The following is a 21673-nucleotide window of genomic DNA, read 5'->3' as shown; positions in this document are numbered from 1 at the left end:
CTGCTTGTACTGGCCATCAGCGTGGATCTGTAATGCCGGCGGATATCAATGAAACTTTGCAGTGTTGCCTAAACCACCTTTTCTAAAGGTATGGGTGAAATAATCAATCTTCTTGATCTTTAACCCAATTTTCGAATTCGGATGCCTCTTTGGGATCATTTAGACGATAGATCCAAGAAATCTCTTTTTCATCATCTAAATAATCTGTTACGGAAAAAACAACTATACATTTTTGAAAAAATCCATCTGATCTCAACTGTTCCAGAGCGAGTATGCATGAATCATATAGGTATCCCTGAAAATTGGTAAACTGTTCATCTGTATGGGGTGATTTATGAAACTGCTCGATGACTTGCTGTACGTCATTAAACCACTCATATCCAGAGAATTCATACTTCCACTCAGCGGGACTCCATTTGTAGTACAACGGTTCGTCCGGGTCTTTTTCGCATTTCTCCTTCAGATATTCTTTTGTGTTTGCAGAAGGGCAAACAGTCATTGCTCCTTCATCTGAATAGAGTCCGAAGGCGCAAAACTCATCGGTTGGGTTAGATTTTCGTAATTCGGAAAAGAAGTTTTGAGCTGAGTCTCTAATTAATTTCACAAGATCGATATTTTCTAGCATTTTTCACCTCATAAGAATATGTCTCTGCCTAGCAAATAGAGTTGATGTCGCAGTATGCAAGTCGTTAGCAGAATCTGGATTCTACCCTTGAGTGCTTATATACGAAGTTACTTAGTTTCCTTTCGATGATTGTTGCTTAATGACAGCTTCTTTTGCTCTAAGGACAATATCATCCACATCGGAAAACTGACGCTCAATAGATGCTAGTGCCTTCAATAAAAAAAGGCCAAGATTTTTATCTCCTAGGCATAATTCCGTTTCGGCGAATAATTCGATGTCTTCGAGTTTTTCTATACTTTTTTTGTTATTGATGCTTTTAGGATATTCGATGTATTTATGGAGGGTTAAGACTGCATATCTGCAATCTGTCGAACCAATTAATCCAGATCTCTAGCCCAACTAACTAACTCTTCATCTTCTAAATTATATGGATTTTTGTAAATATTAGAGTAATAGTATTCAGATTCCAATAAATTTCTAATTTTATTGAAAACATTATTGGTGGCATGAAATCCATTGCTGATGGGAGCGGTGAAGGCAAGTGAACCATTATGAAATCCATCTAAAGAACCCGAAAGCTCTCGCTTGACTATAGATTCAGCTGCTTTTATCTTTTCTTTTTTAGGCTGTTCGTTGTAAATTTGAATGCAGAAATTTCCGCCATGTTTTATTAATTCAAAATCTCCGCTCGGATGGAGTTTTATTGTATCTCCTTTCGCAAGGCCTAGAGCTAGCCCTGGTGATGCACATAATTTGAATTTTTGATCACTTAGGTATTCTGCAGGAAGCTCTTCTAAAACAGTTCCTTGTGAATTTCTGTCAGCAATAACCTTGATCAATGTTAATTTATCTTCCATACGATGCTCCTCATCTACCTCTTAGGATAAATTCCGCTAACATAACGGACCTCGTTGAGTCGTTTGTATATTTGAGTCCGGTTAGATCATTTATTTTAAAACAGAATATTCCCGCACGTTGAAGCTGACCGCCCGAAACCTGTGTAACATCTCGCTTTTCAAGCTCCGCAATGCCCACCCTTTTCATAAGCACTCTTGCCTTCTCTGATATTTTTTCGGCGTTTTTTCTGTTGTCGCGCATTGATGGAAGAATGACGTTGTCGAGGATATTTAGATTTTTTAGCATAGTCGGCTGTTGAAAAACAAATACCATTTTTGTTCTACGTATATCTGAAAGCTCATTCTCTTTGTCGGCAAATACAGCCTTGGCGGTTTTGCCACCGTTGGTAATGTCGGAATAGATTCCGCTAACCGTGAGATCTTTCTCCAGTCCCTCAATCACCAGCGTAATGTCATCGCCAACCTTTTTGCTCATCACATCGGCATATATAGTCGAAAATGCAATTTCATCATTTGCTGCGGGTGCTTTGCCCTTGGAATATACGATAGGAAATATCGAATGGTCGCCAAGCTCAATTTTAATATTTTCCTCTGATCCGTTTTCCGTTTTTGCCTTGAATGTTTTTGTTGTAAGAACGCCAACCTTTGATATGGCTTGATCGCTTTTCATCGTCTCAACGATTTCAGTGACTTTTCCAGAGATATTATCGATATTGTTGGTCTGTATGCGCAGATCGTAGTTTCCAATCTCCATATAACTGATAAAGCTTTTTGAGGAAATCGTGTTGTACAGGTTCTGCGGAACAATCATGATAAATGCCGAAATCACCAGCACAGCTAGCAGTGCAACAAAATCAAATCAATACAAAAAAAAAACGGCATCTCTGCCGTTTAAGTTTAAAGTGTTGGTGGAGAATAGGGGGCTCGAACCCCTGACCTCTTCGCTGCCAGCGAAGCGCTCTCCCAGACTGAGCTAATTCCCCGTGATCATTCTTATGCAGTTCTTTATGGTAGTGTAACCAACCATAAGTGGACTCCCAGCTGAGCTAAGGCCCCAAATGACGACAAGATTGATCTTAGCATAGGGTCGTCAAAACTGTCAATCCTTATCTATCATACCATTGAGCGGGTGTTTGGACAGCAAATTATTAAGCTCCTTCATGAACATATCAATGTCCTTGAATTGGCGATAAACAGATGCGAACCTGACATAAGCTACCTCATCTACAGGATAAAGCTCGTTCATAACGATTCCACCAATATCGCTGCTATCAACTTCGGCATGTGCCGTTGTGCGCAGCTCCTTCTCAACCTCGGATACGATTACCTCTAGGCGCTCCACAGGAACCGGACGCTTCTCGCAGGCGCGGATAAGACCCCGCAATATTTTGTCACGGCTGAACTCTTCACGGCTGCCATCTTTTTTGATGACGATCAGAGGCGTCTCTTCAATCATTTCGAATGTCGTGAAGCGGCGGCTGCACTTTTCGCATTCACGGCGGCGACGAATGGATTTGTTTTCGTTGGCGGGCCTTGAATCTAATACTTTCGTTCCGGCATAGTCACAGTATGGGCATTTCATGATGCGTATTGCCTCCTTTCTTAGTCGCTTGAGCCTCAAAAATGAACTCTTCGAAAAAAAATTTGAATTTCCATGTAATTCCTGTAATGAAGTTCAGATTTTTGCACATAATACTTTTACCAACCGCAAGGAGGTGAACATACATGAGCGCATCCCGCAGCAGTAACCAATTGGTAGTGCCACAAGCGACAGCTGCCCTTGACCAAATGAAATATGAAGTTGCTCAAGAGCTAGGCATCGCAATTCCGCAAGACGGATACTACGGCAACATGGCTACAAAAGACGCAGGCTCCATCGGGGGATACATTACCCGTCGCCTAGTGCAAATTGCCGAGCAATCCCTTGCTGGTCAATACAAATAATGATTCATTAAAAGTTGTATGAATAACCGAAGCTTTGGCAGGGCTCGTCCATGAAGAGACGAGCCTCCAAGGCTTCATTTATTTTCGTTATCGTTAAGGATCATCTATTAAAGACTCGGATATAAGTCCTTATACTTATTATAATAGTAAATGACTCTCTGCACATAGTGTCTAGTTTCTCCAAACGGAATTTCTTTAACCGATTCGATCGTTCCATCCCAAGTCCCCGAGTCAAGCCACTTGCGAACATTCCCTGGACCCGCGTTGTATGCAGCAATTGCAGCTATCTTATTTTGATCAAATTGTTGGCTAAGAGATCTTAAATACCACGCGCCAACCTCAATGCTAACGTCTGCACGATTCATAAGCATGTCATCCGTTACGGCTTGAAATCCTGCTTTTTGAACGACCCATGCAGCCGTATCAGGCATAATTTGCATTAAGCCCAGTGCACCCTTCTTCGATTCCTTGCCAGTCTGAAAATTGCTTTCACTGCGAATAATCGCGGCCACTAAATGCGACTCAACGCCATAGTTAGAAGCACTTGCACGAATGTCTTCTTTGTAATGAACCGGATACATCCACTCCGCAAGCCAATCTGATTTGAGAAATAAAATCGTCAATAAACCAAGCAGGAGGACGAGCAACACCCTTTTCTTTTGGAATACCCTCATGGCAAACACATACTTTTCCAAAATTCATCCAGCTGACGCTGTGTCTCCTCCAGCGATCCGCTGTTATCGATGACCCAATCCGCTTTCAGTCTCTTTTGCTCAATGTCCATTTGCAGTGCGATGCGCCGGCTTGCTTCTTCCTCAGGCAATTGGTTTCGTTCCATTAAACGCTTTTTCTGAAGCTCAGCGGGTACATATACGACCAATATGCCTTCGTACAGATGCTCCTGATTCGTCTCGTATAGCAGCGGCACGTCAGCTACTACTAATCGTTCTGGATACTGCTGCGCGTAAGTATGTATGGTTTGCTGCATCCGCGCCCGTATAGCAGGATGGGTTATGGATTCAAGCTTTGCTAATGATTGTTTATCGCGAAACACAATTTCGCCGAGAGCTTTGCGGTTAAGAGAACCGTCCGTTTCAAGGACAGCTTGTCCAAACGTAGAGGCGATTGCCTCTAATGCTGGTTCCCCGGGAAGTACAACCTCCCTTGCGACTTGATCGGCATCGACCAGCAGCGCACCGCGTTCGACGAGCATGTTTGCGATTGTGCTTTTGCCGCTGGCAATACCGCCGGTTAATCCGATTATCATCCTTTTCACCTCAAATTATAACAGCTTCATGATTCCGATTATGATTAATAATATGCCTGGCAGCATAGCTAATGTCTGCATGCCTTTCCATGCGGAGAAACGAAAGCCAAAACGGATGCCGCCTACAAGAAAAAGCGCACTCGCCGCCGCTATGGTTAAAGCCGTAAGTAAGGAAGGCAATCCGATCAACGCAGCCCCAAGTCCAGCTCCAAATGCATCAAGTGATAATGCAAAGCCAAGCATGACGGCCTCCGATGCAGAGATGGTGCCTGATTTATCGACGTCAGCCGACTGTGGCGTGCGCAAAATCTGAATAACGAGCCCTAGACGCTTCAGCTCTACCATAACGACAAGCGCAGCACTCGCGATCTCTCCGGCATGTGTTTTTGCGCCAGCTTCTGCCGTAGCAGCACTTTCTTGTACTGCAGTTTCTACGTGCTCATGCCTCACATCATCCTGCTGCTGTTTGTTTCGTCTAAGCTGCAATAGCGCCCAGACACCAATCAGCATGAGGACACATGCGCCAATGAGACGCGCAACGAATTCAGACAGGAACGTGGTTATCAATCCGCCAACCTGCATGGACAAATAAATAATAATACCAGAGCAGCAAGCAATAATCAGTATTGACACAATCGGTATGCGGATTCTCCGCAAACCGTAAGTAACGCCAACACCAAAACCGTCTACGCTAACAGCAACAGCAAGAACTAATAATGAAACTACATGCGCGAACAATGTTTTAGTCCCTCCCCGCACAGCGGCGATCCGGCTCACAAGAAGCTGTAAGTAGACATCCGCCTATTGTTCGTAACACACTTATCATATGCGGGGAGTATTTGACTGTGCATGTTGGTTAACATTTGCTGAGATTCGTATTATTTTCCTGATGCTTGCAGTGTCTGGCATTTATTGCAAATATGCGTGCCGCGGCCGCCAACAACAAATTTATGGATCGGTCTTGAACAAGTTGGACAAGGCTCATCCTTCTTGCCGTATACAAGCAGCTGATGCTGAAACATTCCCATCTCACCTTGTCCATTAACGTACGATTTAATAGACGAACCGCCTGCTTCAACCGCATTTCCCAGTGTCGAGCGTATCGCTTCATAAAGTCGCTTCCATTCGGCCGGCTTCAATGTGTTAGGTGTTCGCTCCGGATGGATGCGTGCTTGAAATAAAGCTTCGTCGACATAAATGTTGCCCAAACCGACAATATGCTCTTGATTAAGCAATAGCGGCTTAATCTTAGTCGCGCGTTTCTCGAGCTTACCGCGAAGCGCTTCAAGCGTAAAGGCTGGCTCAAGCGGCTCTATACCAAGCTTGTTAAGCGGCGGAAGCTCAAGCTCCTGCCCTTCCTCAAATAAATGCATTGTACCGAACTGGCGAACGTCCTTATAACGCAAATCCGTGCCATCTTCGAAATGAAAGATAACATGGGTATGCAGCTCAATCGGCTCTTCCGATGGGAAAACCCCATATCGGCCTTCCATTCGCAAATGCGATACAAGTACGAGCCCGTCCAAGATGATCCGCAAAAACTTGCCGCGCCGCTCAACCGTCTGGATCGTATGTCCGACAAGCGCATCCGCGAACTGTTCAGGTTCTGCTGGACGCTGTATAATACGCGGGAGTCTAACGGTTACGGATTGGATTCGTTTTCCCGCTACAAGTTCAATTAATGTTCTTCTAACTGTTTCTACCTCTGGCAATTCAGGCATTTCTCCTCACCTCAACAACCATTATACCCGAAACTGCCCGCCAGTGGGTTACTTTGCTTCATACCAATTGTCACCGAAACTCATATCGGCCTTCAAAGGAACATCAAGTTTGAGCGCTCCAGCCATCACTTCAGGCACAAGCGTCTTCATCAGCTCCAGCTCCTCTTGCGGCACTTCAAACACGAGCTCATCGTGCACCTGCAGCAGCATGCGGCTCTTCAGCTTGCGTTCGCGCAGCGCAGCGTCCATATGGACCATGGCCAGCTTAATAATATCTGCCGCAGTACCTTGAATCGGTGTATTCATCGCCGTACGTTCAGCAAAGGATCGCAAGTTGAAATTAGAAGCATTGATGTCATTCAGATAACGCCTGCGCTCAAGCAGTGTGGCCACATACCCGTCGCGCTTCGCTTGCTGAACGATATCGTGCATATATTGGCGAACGCCTTTGAAAACCTCCTTGTAATCCGCAATAAACTTCCCAGCTTCATTACGGGAAATGCCAAGGTTTTGCGATAAGCCAAAATCGCTGATGCCATACACGATGCCGAAGTTGACCGCTTTTGCCGAACGACGCATGTTAGAATCTACCTCCTCGGCAGTTACGCCGAATACATCCATCGCGGTTTTGGTATGAATATCCATGTCCTTAATGAACGCTTCCTTCATATTCTCATCATCAGCAATATGCGCGAGCACACGAAGCTCAATTTGTGAATAGTCAGCTGCTACGATGGACCAGCCCGGCTCGGACGGTACAAAGGCTTTCCTAATTTGGCGTCCTTCCTCAAGACGAATCGGAATGTTCTGCAGGTTAGGGAACTGACTGCTTAGACGACCAGTAGCTGCAATGGTCTGGCGATAATACGTGTGAATTTTGCCTGTTTCCTTGCGCACTTCTTTGAGCAAGCCCTCTACATAAGTAGATTGCAGCTTCGAGAGCTGACGATAATGCAGAATAAGCGGAATAATCTCGTGATAAGGCGCAAGCTCCTCCAGCACCTCAGCATCCGTCGAATAACCTGTTTTTGTCTTTTTCTTAGCAGGCAGACCAAGCTTCTCGAATAAAATCTCACCCAGCTGCTTTGGCGATCCGATATTAAATTCCGTGCCAGCAAGCTTGTACACGCTGCTAATGATTGTTGTCAGCTTACTCTCCAAGTTACGGCCCAGCGCCTCCAGCTCCTCGGACTTTACTTTAATGCCCTGAAACTCCATTCCTGCAAGAATGCGGGACAATGGATGCTCCATATCAAAATAAAGCTTGCTCATGCCCGTATTGCTTAGCTCTTCGGTTAACAAAGGCACGAGCTTCCGAACAGCTTCCGCTTTCAGCGATAAATGGCGGTAAAGCGTATCGGCATCAGGCACTCTGAATTTCGCGCCTTTGCCATAAACAGCTTCATCCGGCGGCAGTGTCGACAACCCCTGCTTCTCATTAATGCCGCTTAATGTCTGGCTTGCTTCTGTAGGATCGAGCAAATAGGCTGCCAGCTGCACATCAAAAGCAGAACCCTCGAAGCTGATTCCGCTCCATTTGAGTGCGAGCTCCACCTTATGGAGATCAAAGCCGTATTTCGGCTTGTCCGCTTGTTCGAGCCAGTCGCGAAGCTTTGCTGCGAAAGGCTGCTTAAGCACTGAATATGGCATTACATACACCGCTTCATCGGTGGCGATAGCAAGGCCAATCAGCTCGGCATGATGTGGATTCTCCCCAATGGCTTCGATATACAAGCCATTTTTGTCCGACTTCTGGAGCAGCTGAATAAGCTTCTCCAGCATCTCTGCGTCTTTTTCTGATTCGATCACATTAATATTCAAATCAGCAGCAGCAGCTTCGGCTTCCTTATCCATATCGCCTGCTTCAGCACCTAGCTCCAACCGATCAATTAATGATTTGAATTCCAGCTTGCGGAACGCCTCAGCCAGCTTCGAACCATCATACCCGTCATAACGAATGTCATCGATAGACTTTTCTATAGGCACTTCTCGGAAGATCGTCGCCAAGCGCTTGCTCATCGTAGCATCATCTTTATGGCTCTCAATGTTTTCCTTCAGCTTGCCCTTCAGCTTGTCCAAGTTATCAAGCACGCTTTCAACCGATCCATGCTCATGAAGCAGCTTAAGCGCCGTTTTCTCGCCTACACCCGGAACTCCAGGGATGTTGTCTGAGGTATCCCCCATGAGCCCCTTAAGATCGATAATTTGCATCGGCACAAGGCCGTATTTCTCTTGGATCGTCTCTGGTGTATAAAGTTCAACATCACTAACGCCTTTGCGTGTTACCGCAATGGTTACTTTGTCTGAAGCAAGCTGCAGCATATCTTTATCTCCAGTAACGACAAAAGCTTCTACACCTTTCTCGTCGGCTGCTTTCGTTAGCGTACCGATAATATCATCGGCCTCGTAACCGGACAGCTCAAACTGCGAAATGCTAAAGGCTTGAAGCAGTTCCTTAAGCACTGGGAATTGCTCTGACAGCTCTGGCGGTGTCTTTTGTCTTCCGCCTTTATATTCTGCATAACCTTCATGGCGAAAAGTGACCTTGCCGGCATCAAATGCCACCAGCACATGAGTCGGCTTTTCTTGTTCAAGCAGCTTAAGCAGCATCGTTGTAAACCCAAAAATCGCATTCGTGTGATTGCCCGCCGAATTCGTGAGCGGCGGCAAAGCAAAAAACGCACGGTAGATTATACTGTTTCCGTCAATTAGCATCCATTTTTCCATAAGGAATCAACACCTTCTTTATGTAACATTCATACCTTTAAGTATACCACAAAAAGGGCTATTCCCAAGCATCGCAGCCATAGGTTAGCCCTTTTTTGTATCGGTTACATCATCATGGAGTGAAAAGGAGCAGGCCTGCCTAATAAATACCCTTGAGCGTATTCAATCCCCATCTCACGCACCTTCGCAAGCTCTGCTTCAAGTTCTATGCCTTCGGCGATAATGGAAATATCCATTTTTGCTGCAATCTGAACCAGCGTGTACAAAATATGCTCCTTCATCTCATCCAAGTGGATATTCTGAATAATCGACCGATCCACCTTCAAATAATCAGGACGCAGCTCAGCGATTGATTGCAATGACGAATAACCCGCTCCAACATCATCAATTGCAATTTGATAACCTTGGCTTCGGTAATGCTCCAGCGCCTTCTTCACAGAACCAAAATCCGCGATTGAGCTTCGTTCTGTAATTTCAAATACAACATGATGGGGCGATAGCTTATGCTGCTCCAGCAGACTGAGCGTTTGGCCAGGCGAGAAGCTTGGATCCTCCATAATTTGCGCCATCACATTGATGAATAGCTTTTGCCCTGGCATGAGCCGCAGACAGCCGTCTATCGCCTTTTCTCTCGCCAGTCTATCCAAGCTATAAGTCAAACCCTCCTGCTCAGCACACTGAAAGAGCTCCATTGGTCCGGAGAACCAAGTTTGATCCTGCGTACGCGATAGCGCTTCGAAGCCAAATACCTCTCCTTCGCGCAGCAGCGATACGATAGGCTGATATACTGGCTGAATAAGCCGCTCGCTAATGACTCGTTCCAGCGCTCGGCGCTTCAAGCTTCGTTCCATCGATCCGGCGGATTGCCCGTGCAAAATTGCTTTTTTCATCGCATCATACCAGACGAGGCCATCCACAGGGTCATTTTCATTGGGTACGACAGATACACCAACATGAAGCTTCCCAAGCACATCAGCTAGCCCCTCAAAGCAAATCTCCTCTGCAAATTGTTTCTCCCAATCAGCGGTATGCTTATAGGCCAGCTCAAGCAGCCAGTCCTCCTGCAGCAGTTGATGCCCGGCCGGCAAGCGCATATGGATAAATAAATCCTCCTTCATCCATTGCAGCCCTTCATATAGTAGAGAGCTTCCAAATGCAGCCTTCACCTCATTCTCTGCAAAAACACGCCATTTCTCATGCTGCGCGGATAAATGATTTTTCCGAACATCCGTAGGAAACTGCCATGATAAATAAATAATACCAAGATGACCCGAGCTCACGTTTTCCGTATCGTTTAGCCGCCATATGTCCCGTAGTTGTCTCAATTTCCGTTCCGTTCCTCTCCATGATGCATTCCTATAATTTGATCCATGACATAGACGCTGCCTTTAAGAGCTTTAGCTTGTTTCTTCAGCTTTGCCGCAATCCTCGGAATATCATCTGCCGCAAGCGCTACTCTGCCATCCCATAACATGAGCGACAAAGAAAGCGTTACACCCTCCTGATCAATGAGATTGCCCTCTCGATCCTCAACCGTCGTTACTTGGGCGCCGCCGTAAAATGCTTTAATCCCGCTATCGAAACGCTTTATCATAGTCTGACATAGTTGCTCCGCTGAATCTGCTCTCATTACTACGATGAAATCATCTCCGCCTATATGTCCGACAAAGTCGTCGCCTGCTCCGAGCTGATCAAGCTCCATGCGCAGAATATCTCCCAAATAGCGGATCAAATTATCTCCGAGCCCAAAACCAAAGGAATCGTTATACCATTTAAAATAGTCCAAGTCCGCATAAACGACAGCAAACGGCTCACCTTGTCCGATCCGCCGGCTCAGTTCAAGCTGAATTTCCTCGTTTCCCGGCAGCCCCGTAAGCGGATTAGCTGTTCGTGCTGCCTCTGTGCGAAGCGCCGTCATGCATTCCAAGATAGACCTGATCGTAGCTGCTCCTGCCATCTGTCCATCCTTCGTAATAAGAACGACATCGTATAGCTGCGAGAAATCCCTTGCCATTGCCAGCTGAGATACATGTTCGACAGTAAGCTGCTCATCCACAATAAGCGGTTGATTGTTCATAATCCGCTCAATCGGTCTGTTCCAATAAAGAGGCAGCCCGAATTGCCCAGCTAACATTTGATGCAGCTTCTCTTTCATTAAGATGCCTATAGGTCTGCCTTTATCGACAATGACCGCGCCTTGCGCCTTCGCATTCGTATCGAAAAAATAAGCAACCTCAGATACCCTTGCCCGAGCAGGAAATATTGGAAAAGGTGCAGCAAGCCCGCCAATTCGAACGGTTCGGCTATGGTTCCCCGGCAAATGCAGCTGCTGCACTGGCTCGCCTGCTCCGATAATCTGACCGTAGTTTTCTATTTCCGGTTTGCCTTCGGCTAGAGATTCTTGGCGGTTCCTTCCGAGAGTAACGTTATATGCGCTTTGCTCCATCGCATCAAGAATCATCCGATAAACAACCGACTCCGAGGAACGGCCGGTTGCTGGAGGGTATGCAGTTGAAAGACCTATGCTTACCTCCAGATCGGTGTCTGAGAAAGCCCCGTCTTCCTTTTTTGCCTCAGACTTCCTAAGCCTATCAATAAGCCGCTCCATCGCTTTCTCGACCACTCGAATGATCGGTTCATCCTTCTGCTGCCGATCAAATAAATAAAAGTAATCCCATTCAAGGCGCTGACGCCAGAAAAGCCTTGCCTCCGTGCCCTCCCATAGCTGCAATGCTGATTCTGCTGCTGTATTCCCGAGGCGAAAACGGACGTAGATGACACCAATTCCGCCTTCATGCCAGCGCTCTTTTATGCTGCGGAGCATATCTCGATTGAATAAACCAACCCCGACTCCATTCATGCCAATCCCCTCAATCGACTATCGTCTATTTCAGTTCCTTTATGTATTACTTTACCARCCAATTGTGAATAGAGATGCATAAAAGGATTAACTTGCGGTAAAATTCGACATTTTTCTTAGTTCTTTTCTCCTAAACAAAAAAACCGTCCAGCAGCTAAGCTTGGGCGGTCTTAAGTATGTTTTCAGTAGGTTATACGTTCAAATCCGGACGATTGCCCGTTACGAGATAAACGACGCTCTCACCGATGTTCGTCGCGTGATCACCGAATCTTTCGAGGTAACGTCCGACGAGAGTAAGAAGCGATGACTGTGTAATGTTGCGAGGGTTTTCCATCATAAGGGAATAAAGCTCGCGCGTAATTTGTCCATACAGGGCATCAACCTGATCGTCGTCCTTCGCCATTTTGTAAGCAAGATCCACGTTTTCTTGAATAAACGATTGAATGGATTCGTATGTCATAAGCTGAACAATTTCAGCCATACGCGGCAAATCGATTAACGGTTTTATTAGCTCCTGACCCTCTAAACGCAATACAACCTTAGCTATATCAACGGAGAGATCGCCCATACGCTCCAAATCGCTTGCGATTTTAAACGAGGACAGAATTCTTCTCAAATCCTTGGCAACAGGCTGCTGCGTAGCGATCAGCTTCGAGCCGATTTCCGTAATCTTTTCTTCCATTTGGTTAAGCGACGGGTCCAGCTTTATGACCTGCTTCGCACGGTCAACATCAACGGTTTTTAATGCTTCCATCGATTCTACGAGCGCTTTTTCAACAAAAGTACCCATATCAATCAGCAAATTATGAAGATGCTCTAGTCCTTGGTCAAACTCTTTACGCGTGGTCATCATGAACGGCATTCCCCCTACAAGGTTTGTAAAACAACATCTTTCGCAAGGCCAAAATCATATGATTCAGCCTCTTGAATAGAAGTTTTCTCCCACGATCCGTCTGGCTTAGCCGAAACGTCCGCTTATATAATCTTCTGTGCGCTGATCGGTTGGATTGGAGAACAGCTTCTCCGTATCCGAGTACTCAACGACCTCGCCATTCAAGAAAAACACCGTTTGATTGGATACGCGGGCTGCCTGATGCATGTTGTGAGTAACCATCACGATTGTGTATTTATCTTTCAATTCTTGAGCAAGCTCTTCAATTTTCAGCGTGGAAATCGGGTCAAGCGCTGATGTCGCCTCATCCATAAGCAAAATATTCGGGTTTACTGCAAGTGCGCGGGCAATACAAAGGCGCTGCTGCTGTCCACCAGATAAACCGAATGCAGAACGTTTCAAGTGATCCTTTACTTCATCCCACAATACCGCGGATTTCAAGCTTGTTTCTACAATTTCATCGAGCTCGCGCTTGCTAGTAATACCATGCAGGCGAGGACCGTATGCCACGTTATCATAGATCGATTTCGGGAATGGATTCGGCTGTTGGAATACCATGCCGACCTTTTTGCGCAGTGTTTCAACATCCACTTCATTCGAGTAAATTTCAGTACCGCCAATGGCGATACCTCCCTCAATCCGAGTGCCCGGAATCATATCGTTCATACGGTTTAGTGTACGAAGCAAAGTTGACTTTCCGCAGCCGGATGGACCGATGAATGCAGTGATTGCTTTCTCAGGTATCGTTAGCGTTACATCCTTCAAAGCGTGGAAAGCGCCGTAAAACAAATTCAGCTTGTTAATATTAATAAGTGCTTCCATATCGTTTTCCTCCTAAATATTCTTCTGATACTTGTTGCGAAGCAAAATAGCCGAAAAGTTCATTAGCAACAGCAGCGCTAGTAAAACGATAATACCGCTGGCCGCAAGCTCCTTAAATTCAAGCTGTGGCTTAGACAACCAGTTGTACACTTGAATAGGAATAACCGTAAACGAATCCTTAAGACCTTCTGGCAAAAAGGCAACATACGTTAATGCTCCGATCATAACTAGCGGTGCCGTTTCTCCAATTGCACGAGACATAGCAAGAATGACGCCAGTCAGTACGCCCGGAAGAGCTGAGGGCATAACAGAGCGAGAAACGGTCTGCCACTTGGTCGCGCCTAGAGCGAACGAAGCATCACGGCGTGATTTTGGAACGGCACGAATTGCCTCTTGTGCGGAAACGATAATAATAGGAAGCACAAGCAGCGTCATCGTGAGCGCCCCTGCAATGAGGCTGCGGTCAAGCGCAAGCAGGCGTACGAACAAGGTTAAGCCCAAAATACCGTATACGATGGACGGAACGCCCGCTAGTGTACTGATATTAAGCTGAATCATCCGGGTAATCCGGCCCTTCTTCGCGTATTCCTCCAAGTAAATCGCAGCTCCTACTCCAAAAATAAAGGAAATAGGCGCCATAATAAGCAGCATGTAAATCGTACCAACCAGCGCCGACTTCATTCCGGAACCGTCCGCTTTGCGAGACGGGAAGTTCGTGAATAGATCAGGCTGGAGCCTTGCAATACCGTCGATCAAAATATCTACGATTAACGCGCAAAGCGCGAGAACGCCGATGGAAGTGGCGGCGACGAACAGGATATGAAGCATCCAATCCTTTTTCCGCCGATTAGCAATTTGCTTGCGGTTTGCATCTAGAAATATGTTCATCTTAGTACTCCTCTCTGAATCTTCTTGCAATGTACTGGGCAAGAATATTGAGCAGGAATGTAATGACGAACAACGTCATGCCGACCGCGAAGATCGATCCATACTCAACCGTTCCATGCGGCGTATCCCCAAGGCTGACCTGAACGATATAAGCGGTCATCGTCTGGATGCTCTCGAGCGGATTAGCCGTCATATTAGGTGTAGAGCCTGCCGCTACCGTAACGATCATCGTCTCGCCGATCGCCCTTGAGAAAGCAAGTACGGCAGAAGCCACGATACCCGAGAAGGCTGCTGGCACAACGATTTTCAAAGCAACCTCGAACCGTGTTGCGCCAAGCGCATAAGCGCCGTCACGCAAGCTGCGCGGTACAGAGGACATCGCATCCTCGCTTAGCGAGCAAACCATAGGAATAATCATAATACCGACAACAATACCGGCACTTAATGCGTTGAACACGCCGGCGCTATGAAAGATGCTTTGAATAAGCGGTGTAACCAAGCTAAGAGCAAAGTAACCATATACGATGGTTGGAACTCCTGCGAGTACCTCCAATATCGGTTTAATTACTTTACGAACTCGCTTCGGTGCATATTCTGATAAGTAAATGGCACTTGCAAGCCCTAGTGGGATAGCGACTAAACAAGCGATAAACGTGATCATGAGCGTGCCTGACAGGAGCGGCAAAACGCCGAAGCTTTTGGGCGGAATTAACGGTGACCATTTGGTCCCAAACAAGAAATCAAAAATCGGTATTTTTTGAAAAAACTGATAGGTCTCTGAGATGAGTGTGACGACAATACCTATTGTAGTTAGAACAGATACGGATGCACACAGGAACAATAGGATTGGCATCAATTTGTTCATGATGCTTACGCGTTTATTTTTGAAATCATAGACTTCCTTGCTGTTTGTTTGAGCCTTACTGACCGTTTGCAGCCCTTGGCTTGGCATTGCAGCGTCCTCCTTCTTGCCTTTACAATTCGTTTACATTTGTGCCGATAAAAAGGTGATGTCCCTCGAGACACCACACATTTTCATCAGGTCGTTTGTTGCTTATTTAATTTTTGCTGCTTCTGTTGCGTATTGCTCATCTGGAAGTGATACATAACCAACTTCGCCAGCAAAAGTACCGATGTTGTTGATGTAGTATTTAACGAATGCGTTCACTTCTGGACGCTCAAGCTCTTTATTGTTTGCATAGATGAAGAGCGGACGGGACAATGGCGCATATGAACCATCTTTGATAGTGTCATACGTTGGTGAAACTGCACCTTTGCCAGCGTCTACAGGAACAACTTTCAATTTATCTTGGTTTTCTTCAAAGTAAGCAAAACCGAAGTAGCCAATGCCGTATTTGCTGCCTGCTACGCCTTGAACAAGTGCGTTGTCATCTTCAGAGAAGCTGATTGCTTTATCGTTGCGAATACCTGCTTTTTCAAGAATAGCTTCATTAAAGTAGTCATAAGTTCCGGAATCAGCGCCTGGTGAGAACATTACAATCGGCTCAGCAGGGAAAGTGTCGCGAACGTCTTTCCAAGTTGTTACTGTGCTGCCAGTTGTAAAGATTTTGTTCAGCTCTTCTACTGTCAAGTGGTCGATGAAGTCATTGTCTTTGCTTACTACAACGGACAAGCCGTCAAATGCTACAGACAATTCAGTGTATTCGATTCCAGCTGCTTTACAAGCTGCTGCTTCTTCATCCTTGATGTGACGGGAAGCATCTGCAATGGCAATCTCGCCTGCGCAAAATTGTTTGAAGCCGCCGCCTGTGCCAGATACGCCTACAGGAACGCGAACGTCTTTGTGCTCTTTGTTGAATTCTTCAGCTGCTGCTTCTGTAAGTGGGAACACTGTGCTTGAACCATCAATTTTAATCTCGCCTGACAATTTCACATCTTCACCAGCTGGTGCGTTAGTTGCAGTGTTATTCGTAGATCCTGTATTTTCAGAACCTTTATTTCCGCTATTATTACCACATGCAGCTGCGAATACGAGCAGCGTCACCATCGACAACATTAGAATTCCTTTAAACCCTTTTTTCTTTAACAACTCTACCACTCCTCTTATTATGTCTGTAAGGGTTCATCCCCGTGCCTCTTATACTACTAGCCGTTTGTAAACCTCGTATTCTGTTTTTGTAAACTCCATGTTAAAAATAAGATTGCTGTAATTTTTTCATTTCGACTGCGATATGAACAGCTTGCTGATGTGCCTGCTCCGATAAAATGCCAATTTGCTTCGCGCTATTGCGATTATCAGCTGCCGCTCGGAATAGATGATTAAACACCTCCACGGCTTCATTGATATTCGCTTCGCTTGCGATCGTCTCCATTCGTCCTGAATGAGCAAGACTTGTCGTTTGCGTAATGGCATCAACTATCGTTTTTGTTAACGTCGTTATTTCGTTCGCAAATTGCTTCGTTTGGCCTGCAAGCTTCATCACTTCGCCAGCGACAACCGCAAAACCGCGCCCATGCTCCCCCGCACGGGCTGCTTCTATAGAAGCATTCAGCGCGAGTAGATTACTCATCTCTGCCAGTTCTTTTATTAATAAAGAAACTTTGCTGATAGACCCCGCCTCAGATTGAAGCTCATTCATCCGTTTCTCCTGAAGCTCAGAATTCAGCGTCATGGCGTTAAAAGCTTTTGTTACTTTATCCAGCTCGTTTTTGCCGGTTAGGGTCAAATCGACCATATCTACAGACATTGACTCGCCTTGTTCAGTTGACTTGCGAACGCTGCTGACGGCTTGTTCGATCTCTCTCACCCGCTGCTCTGCTGAGCGAATCGTACTCATTTGCGCATCAACGGCTTCCTGCTGCAGCAGGCGGGAAATCTTGAGCATGTCCGACACAGTCAATATACCTGCAAGCTTATTTTTTAACGTAACGATGACACAATCGTAAAGCACACTCTCGTGTCGGCTTAATGCGCTGTCAATGAGCTGCTGCGGTGCATAATCATAATCGACTACGAGCGGACTCGCATCCATAAGCTTTGTAATCGGTTTGTCATCATACAAATCTGCGCTAAAGCGATGGCCCAGCTTCAGGAAGAAACGATTGCGCATCATCAGACCGATAGGAGCCCCTTGCTCCCCAGTTACGATAATGCACTCACTTTCCGGATGCTTCTTAAACACAGCGATCGTCTGCCGGCATGTATGCTCTGCGTCTATTGTTGGAGCCTGACGCAAAAAATGATGCAGGCGCGTTGCTTCTGCTTTTACCGGACGAATAGTTATTTCATCAGCACGCTGCTCCGCTTGCTTAACAGTCCTTTCATCGGTTCCTTTTACCTCAATCGGTTGTTGTTCTTTTCCGTTAAGTGGTGTGTTTGGAGCAGTACGCTCATTTTTCTCGATAGCTGATTGTTTTTCTTTATCTAGAACAGTCGCTGTCACTTCACCCTCACCMTTCCTTCTTTTTCCTTATGCACTCACTATAGGTCGTAAGCATCAATTGAATTAGGTAGAAATGTTATCGGAATGTTAAATTCGACAATATATTTTTTAATTTCCGTAAAAACATGCCTATTGAATTTTCCAATAAGAGAGTCTTTATGACTATACAACAAAAAAGCTGTGATCCACATACAGTTTCCTGTACGCTTCACACAGCTTTTCTATGAGACTAGTATTATTTCGAAGCTCGTTTCAAGATCCGGCAGCCGTAAGGCTTCAATTCAACACTGTTGTTTAGAGCCGCACCCGTCAACAAATCTGTATACTGCTGTGCATCTAAAGCAACAGAAACCTCATTTGCACTGARGTTGGATACAAAGACGTAGTCGTTCACGCCATCCGTTCTTAATTGTGCAGTTACGCCATGCGGCAGCTCGGAATCAAGAACACGCTTGATCCCCTCTTGCTCTATAATCCGAGTCAGAAAATCGTTTGTAAAAGCTGCTTCGTTGCGCGATGCAACATAGTAGGCTTTGCCTGCACCCAAATGATTTACCGTTAAGGCAGGGCGACCCGCATAAAAATCCTCACCGTAAACAGCAAGAGCCTCCGCCCCTTCAAGATGGATGAGATCACACAGCTCGCGTGCTGTATATTGGCCGCTCAGTCCAAGCTTATTTCCGTCCTTCAGCACGACCTGATTGGAATCATGATCATGCAGCGAATCGATCTCCTCGGACCAGATCCCAAGCGTCTTGCGCAGTGGTCCTGGGAAACCTGTTAGGAAGCATAGGTCATTCTCATCGACGATACCTGTCCAATAAGTAGCGATGAAAGTACCGCCATTTTCAACAAAACGTTCAATGCGCTCGCCTACACCTGGACGCACCATGTATAACATAGGAGCCATAAGAAGCTTGTATGAATCAAAGCTGCATTCCGAATCAATAATGTCCACTGGCACACCCAGATCCCAGAACGGTCGATAATGGCGTTTAGCCGTTTCCTCATAATGAAGACCGCTATTGCGCGGGCCTTGCGAATCCTTTACTGCCCAACGATTTTCCCAATCATAGATGAGCGCTACCTCTGGCTTCACAGTTGTACCTACTACTTCAGTCAGTTTCTCCAAAGCTTCGCCAAGCTCAGCCACATCGCGGAAAACGCGAGTATGCTCATGGCCGACATGATCCACTACTGCACCATGCAGCTTCTCGCTTGAGCCTCTGCTCTTGCGCCACTGGAAATACTGAACAGTATCTGAGCCATGTGCCACCGCTTGAAGCGATGACAGCATGTGCATGCCTGGACGCTTCACTTTGCTGATTGGCTGCCAGTTCGTCATGCTCGGCGTGCTTTCCATCAGCATGAACGGCTTTCCGCCGCCAAGCGAACGAAACACATCATGGTTGAAGCCGATCCACGCCGCTTGCTCGCTGTCGTCTCCGCCATTATCGTGCCAAGTTGGATAAGCATCCCACGAAATCATATCGAGCAGCTCTGTAAACTTCCAATAGTTAAGCGGCTCAAAATCAAGCATGAAGTTCGTCGTAATCGGAAGCTCACTGTTAGCAGCGCGCAGCGGAGCAATTTCGTTGCGGCAGAAATCAACCGTTTGATCCGTAACGAATCTTCTCCAGTCGACATTCTGGCCGTGAACCGCTTTCTCGCCACGCTCGGTTGGCGACTCGACTTGGCTCCAATCGGTATACGTATGGCTCCAGAACGTCGTCCACCAAGCATCGTTAAGCGCCTCTAGTGTACCGTATTTATTTTCCAGCCAGTCGCGGAAAGCGTCTTCACAATACGAGCAGTGACATTCGCCGCCATATTCATTTGATATATGCCAGCCGATTACCGCAGGATGATCCGAATAACGTTCAGCCAGCTTCGAGTTCATGATCGTTACTTTCTCGCGATATACAGGTGAGCTGAAGCAGTGGTTGTGGCGCGCACCATGCAAATTACGAATTCCGTTAGGTGCAACGCGCAGCACTTCCGGATATTTTTGAGACATCCATACCGGGCGCGCACCACTTGGTGTAGCAAGCAAGGCATAGATGCCGTTAGCAGCAAATTTATCAAGCAACGTGTCCAGCCACTCAAATGTAAATACGCCTTCCTCAGGCTCGATCGCCATCCATGCAAAAATGCCTACAGACATCACGTTGCAATGTGCAAGCTTCATGAGGCGGATGTCTTCCTCCAGCACCTCAGGATACTTCTGCCATTGATCTGGATTATTATCTGCACCATGCAGCATTTGCGGAATTTTTGCGCTTATCGGGGGAAATTTCATACTCATCTCATCTGCCTCCATTTTCGTCTTGCTTGCAGCTATTATTGGTTATACTATAATGATATTCATATTATAGCTTGTTCCTCAAACCAACTATATAAAAGTATTTTCGCATCATTATAAAAATATGAAACAGGAGGCCACCGCTATCGACACGATGGTTTTTCCGATTTTGACAGAGACAGACAAGTCACTTCCCGTTTATCTCACGAGTATCGGGCATTGGAGCGATCAAGAGCCGATTGACCGTCCAAACGGCTATCCTCATTTTCAATGGCTGCAAGTCATTAGCGGCTCGGGCGAGCTCCATGTTGGCGATCAACAAATGACCGTTCGAGCTGGGCAAGGGTTCTGCCTGTTTCCGAACGAGCAGCATCAATATTTTTCAATCCAAGCGCCTTGGGAAATCATTTGGATGAGCTTTAGAGGCGATTTGTCCGACAAGCTGTTCAGGCAGGCTGGAATTACACAATCCGGTGTCTATTCAACTGCTGATCATGATATGATTGTTACCCACATGAAAAACATTTACGCGATGACGCAATCCGGCCGATCCTTTCTCGGGCTCGAATGCTCAAAGCTGGTTTACATGTTTTTACTTGATTTAATGAAGGTTATTCTTGTAAGCTCACACTCGGTAGAACAAAACTACTTGAAGCTGCAGCCTGTTCTTCATTATATTGAAGCTAATTACAGCAAGCTTATTACGATAAAGGATTTAGCAGGCTGTATCGATGTAACGCCACAGTATCTATGCTTGCTTTTTAAGAAAGCTTTGAAAATGCGACCAATGGCATACGTTAACCGAGAGCGCGTCAATCGGAGCAAGGAGCTTATGTTCCGCGAAAGCGAGATCAAGATGCACGAGATCTCCCAGCGCGTCGGCTTCGACTCCCCCAGCTACTTCAGCTCCGTCTTTAGGCGGCTTGAAGGGTTAAGCCCGGAGCAGTTTAAAAAAATTCACGGCATGCGCTGATGTGGGGGTAATTGGGCAGCTCGGAGTTGGCTCCGTAAGATCACATACGTTCTAACAGCAGACTTTCCGCTGTTGGCAGCACGCCTGACGGGCTCCATAAGAACCTATAGGTTCTTACAGACGCTCAACTAGGCTACTTTGGAGGCTGTAAGAACACATACGTGCTAACAGCAGACATTCCGCTGTTGGCAGCACGTCTGACGGGCTCCGTAAGAACCTATAGGTTCTTACAGGCACATAGCTAGGTTACTTYGGAGGCTGTAAGARCAYATACGTGCTAACAGYAGACTTTCCGCTRTTGGCAGCACGCCTGAMGGGCTCCATAAGAACCTATAGGTTCTTAYRGACGCTCATCTAGGTTACTTTGGAGGCTGTAAGARCACATACGTGC

At 46.2% G+C, this 21673-nt stretch carries 20 protein-coding genes, 1 tRNA gene and 1 pseudogene; 2 read left to right on the top strand and 20 right to left on the bottom strand.

The genetic code is table 11. From position 1 onward, the window contains the following. Positions 1-103 precede the first annotated feature (103 nt). The 6 genes and pseudogenes from AB4Z17_RS21935 to nrdR all read right to left on the bottom strand — a co-directional run bounded on the left by AB4Z17_RS21935 (position 104) and on the right by nrdR (position 3064). A complete protein-coding gene (locus AB4Z17_RS21935; RefSeq protein ID WP_441962060.1) occupies positions 104-625 on the bottom strand; it encodes a DUF4303 domain-containing protein in 522 nt (173 codons plus the stop codon). A 377-nt stretch (positions 626-1002) separates the two neighbouring features. Next, positions 1003-1482: a DUF4265 domain-containing protein gene (locus AB4Z17_RS21930; RefSeq protein ID WP_441962058.1), complete on the bottom strand. Its 480-nt coding sequence runs from the start codon at positions 1480-1482 to the stop codon at positions 1003-1005. A gap of 10 nt (positions 1483-1492) precedes the next feature. After that, on the bottom strand, positions 1493-1810 hold the full coding sequence (locus tag AB4Z17_RS21925) for an ATP-binding cassette domain-containing protein (protein ID WP_441962064.1): 318 nt from the start codon (positions 1808-1810) through the stop codon (positions 1493-1495). Between the two features lie 21 nt (positions 1811-1831). Continuing rightward, positions 1832-2335 (bottom strand): annotated as a pseudogene (locus AB4Z17_RS21920) (ABC transporter permease); the annotation flags it as partial. Between the two features lie 53 nt (positions 2336-2388). Next, positions 2389-2465, bottom strand: a tRNA-Ala gene (locus tag AB4Z17_RS21915). A gap of 116 nt (positions 2466-2581) precedes the next feature. After that, positions 2582-3064 carry a transcriptional regulator NrdR gene (nrdR, locus tag AB4Z17_RS21910; RefSeq protein WP_053377232.1) on the bottom strand — a complete coding sequence of 161 codons (483 nt, stop codon included), beginning with the start codon at positions 3062-3064 and terminating at the stop codon, positions 2582-2584. 143 nt (positions 3065-3207) lie between these two features. On the opposite strand from nrdR, the gene AB4Z17_RS21905 reads away from it, so the two are divergent. After that, a complete protein-coding gene (locus tag AB4Z17_RS21905; protein ID WP_053377233.1) occupies positions 3208-3426 on the top strand; it encodes an alpha/beta-type small acid-soluble spore protein in 219 nt (72 codons plus the stop codon). 107 nt (positions 3427-3533) lie between these two features. Here the strand turns inward: AB4Z17_RS21905 and AB4Z17_RS21900 are convergent, their stop codons facing one another. From AB4Z17_RS21900 to AB4Z17_RS21835, 14 genes are all read right to left on the bottom strand, one after another. Continuing rightward, a complete protein-coding gene (locus tag AB4Z17_RS21900) occupies positions 3534-4100 on the bottom strand; it encodes a lytic transglycosylase domain-containing protein (protein WP_076270304.1) in 567 nt (188 codons plus the stop codon). Further along, positions 4097-4693: a dephospho-CoA kinase gene (coaE, locus tag AB4Z17_RS21895; protein ID WP_441962056.1), complete on the bottom strand. Its 597-nt coding sequence runs from the start codon at positions 4691-4693 to the stop codon at positions 4097-4099. Before coaE ends, AB4Z17_RS21900 begins: the two co-directional genes overlap by 4 nt. A gap of 15 nt (positions 4694-4708) precedes the next feature. Beyond that, positions 4709-5431 (bottom strand): MntP/YtaF family protein, encoded by a 723-nt coding sequence (locus AB4Z17_RS21890; protein WP_441962062.1) that lies wholly within the window; start codon positions 5429-5431, stop codon positions 4709-4711. Between the two features lie 140 nt (positions 5432-5571). Further along, positions 5572-6414, bottom strand: a complete 843-nt coding sequence (mutM, locus tag AB4Z17_RS21885; RefSeq protein WP_441909258.1) for a DNA-formamidopyrimidine glycosylase — start codon at positions 6412-6414, stop codon at positions 5572-5574. A 48-nt stretch (positions 6415-6462) separates the two neighbouring features. Continuing rightward, positions 6463-9141 (bottom strand): DNA polymerase I, encoded by a 2679-nt coding sequence (gene polA / locus AB4Z17_RS21880; RefSeq protein WP_441909256.1) that lies wholly within the window; start codon positions 9139-9141, stop codon positions 6463-6465. 104 nt (positions 9142-9245) lie between these two features. Beyond that, a complete protein-coding gene (locus tag AB4Z17_RS21875; protein WP_441962054.1) occupies positions 9246-10466 on the bottom strand; it encodes an EAL domain-containing protein in 1221 nt (406 codons plus the stop codon). Continuing rightward, entirely contained in the window at positions 10463-12001 is a 1539-nt protein-coding gene (locus AB4Z17_RS21870; RefSeq protein ID WP_441962052.1) for a GGDEF domain-containing protein, read from the bottom strand. Before AB4Z17_RS21870 ends, AB4Z17_RS21875 begins: the two co-directional genes overlap by 4 nt. Positions 12002-12191: 190 nt before the next feature. Beyond that, complete coding sequence (phoU, locus tag AB4Z17_RS21865) at positions 12192-12851, bottom strand: phosphate signaling complex protein PhoU (RefSeq protein WP_076270305.1); 660 nt, start codon at positions 12849-12851, stop codon at positions 12192-12194. A gap of 108 nt (positions 12852-12959) precedes the next feature. Further along, a complete protein-coding gene (gene pstB / locus AB4Z17_RS21860) occupies positions 12960-13715 on the bottom strand; it encodes a phosphate ABC transporter ATP-binding protein PstB (protein ID WP_308999341.1) in 756 nt (251 codons plus the stop codon). Between the two features lie 12 nt (positions 13716-13727). Next, the gene (gene pstA / locus AB4Z17_RS21855; RefSeq protein WP_441909250.1) at positions 13728-14603 is read right to left on the bottom strand and encodes a phosphate ABC transporter permease PstA; all 876 of its coding nucleotides are present in this window, start codon (positions 14601-14603) and stop codon (positions 13728-13730) included. 1 nt (position 14604) lies between these two features. Then, positions 14605-15468: a phosphate ABC transporter permease subunit PstC gene (gene pstC / locus AB4Z17_RS21850; protein ID WP_256711019.1), complete on the bottom strand. Its 864-nt coding sequence runs from the start codon at positions 15466-15468 to the stop codon at positions 14605-14607. A gap of 189 nt (positions 15469-15657) precedes the next feature. Then, entirely contained in the window at positions 15658-16653 is a 996-nt protein-coding gene (locus tag AB4Z17_RS21845; protein WP_441909249.1) for a PstS family phosphate ABC transporter substrate-binding protein, read from the bottom strand. Positions 16654-16753: 100 nt separating this feature from the next. Then, positions 16754-18007 carry a methyl-accepting chemotaxis protein gene (locus AB4Z17_RS21840; RefSeq protein WP_441909248.1) on the bottom strand — a complete coding sequence of 418 codons (1254 nt, stop codon included), beginning with the start codon at positions 18005-18007 and terminating at the stop codon, positions 16754-16756. A gap of 235 nt (positions 18008-18242) precedes the next feature. Beyond that, positions 18243-20312 (bottom strand): beta-galactosidase, encoded by a 2070-nt coding sequence (locus tag AB4Z17_RS21835; RefSeq protein ID WP_441962050.1) that lies wholly within the window; start codon positions 20310-20312, stop codon positions 18243-18245. A 121-nt stretch (positions 20313-20433) separates the two neighbouring features. Between AB4Z17_RS21835 and AB4Z17_RS21830 the strand changes: the two genes are divergently transcribed. After that, on the top strand, positions 20434-21282 hold the full coding sequence (locus AB4Z17_RS21830) for an AraC family transcriptional regulator (protein ID WP_441909245.1): 849 nt from the start codon (positions 20434-20436) through the stop codon (positions 21280-21282). Positions 21283-21673 lie beyond the last annotated feature (391 nt).

The organism is Paenibacillus sp. TAF43_2 (assembly GCF_052113545.1).
GTDB lineage: Bacteria > Bacillota > Bacilli > Paenibacillales > Paenibacillaceae > Pristimantibacillus.
The sequence above is the reverse complement of the archived record's forward strand: the minus strand, read 5'-3'. Positions and strand labels throughout refer to the sequence as shown.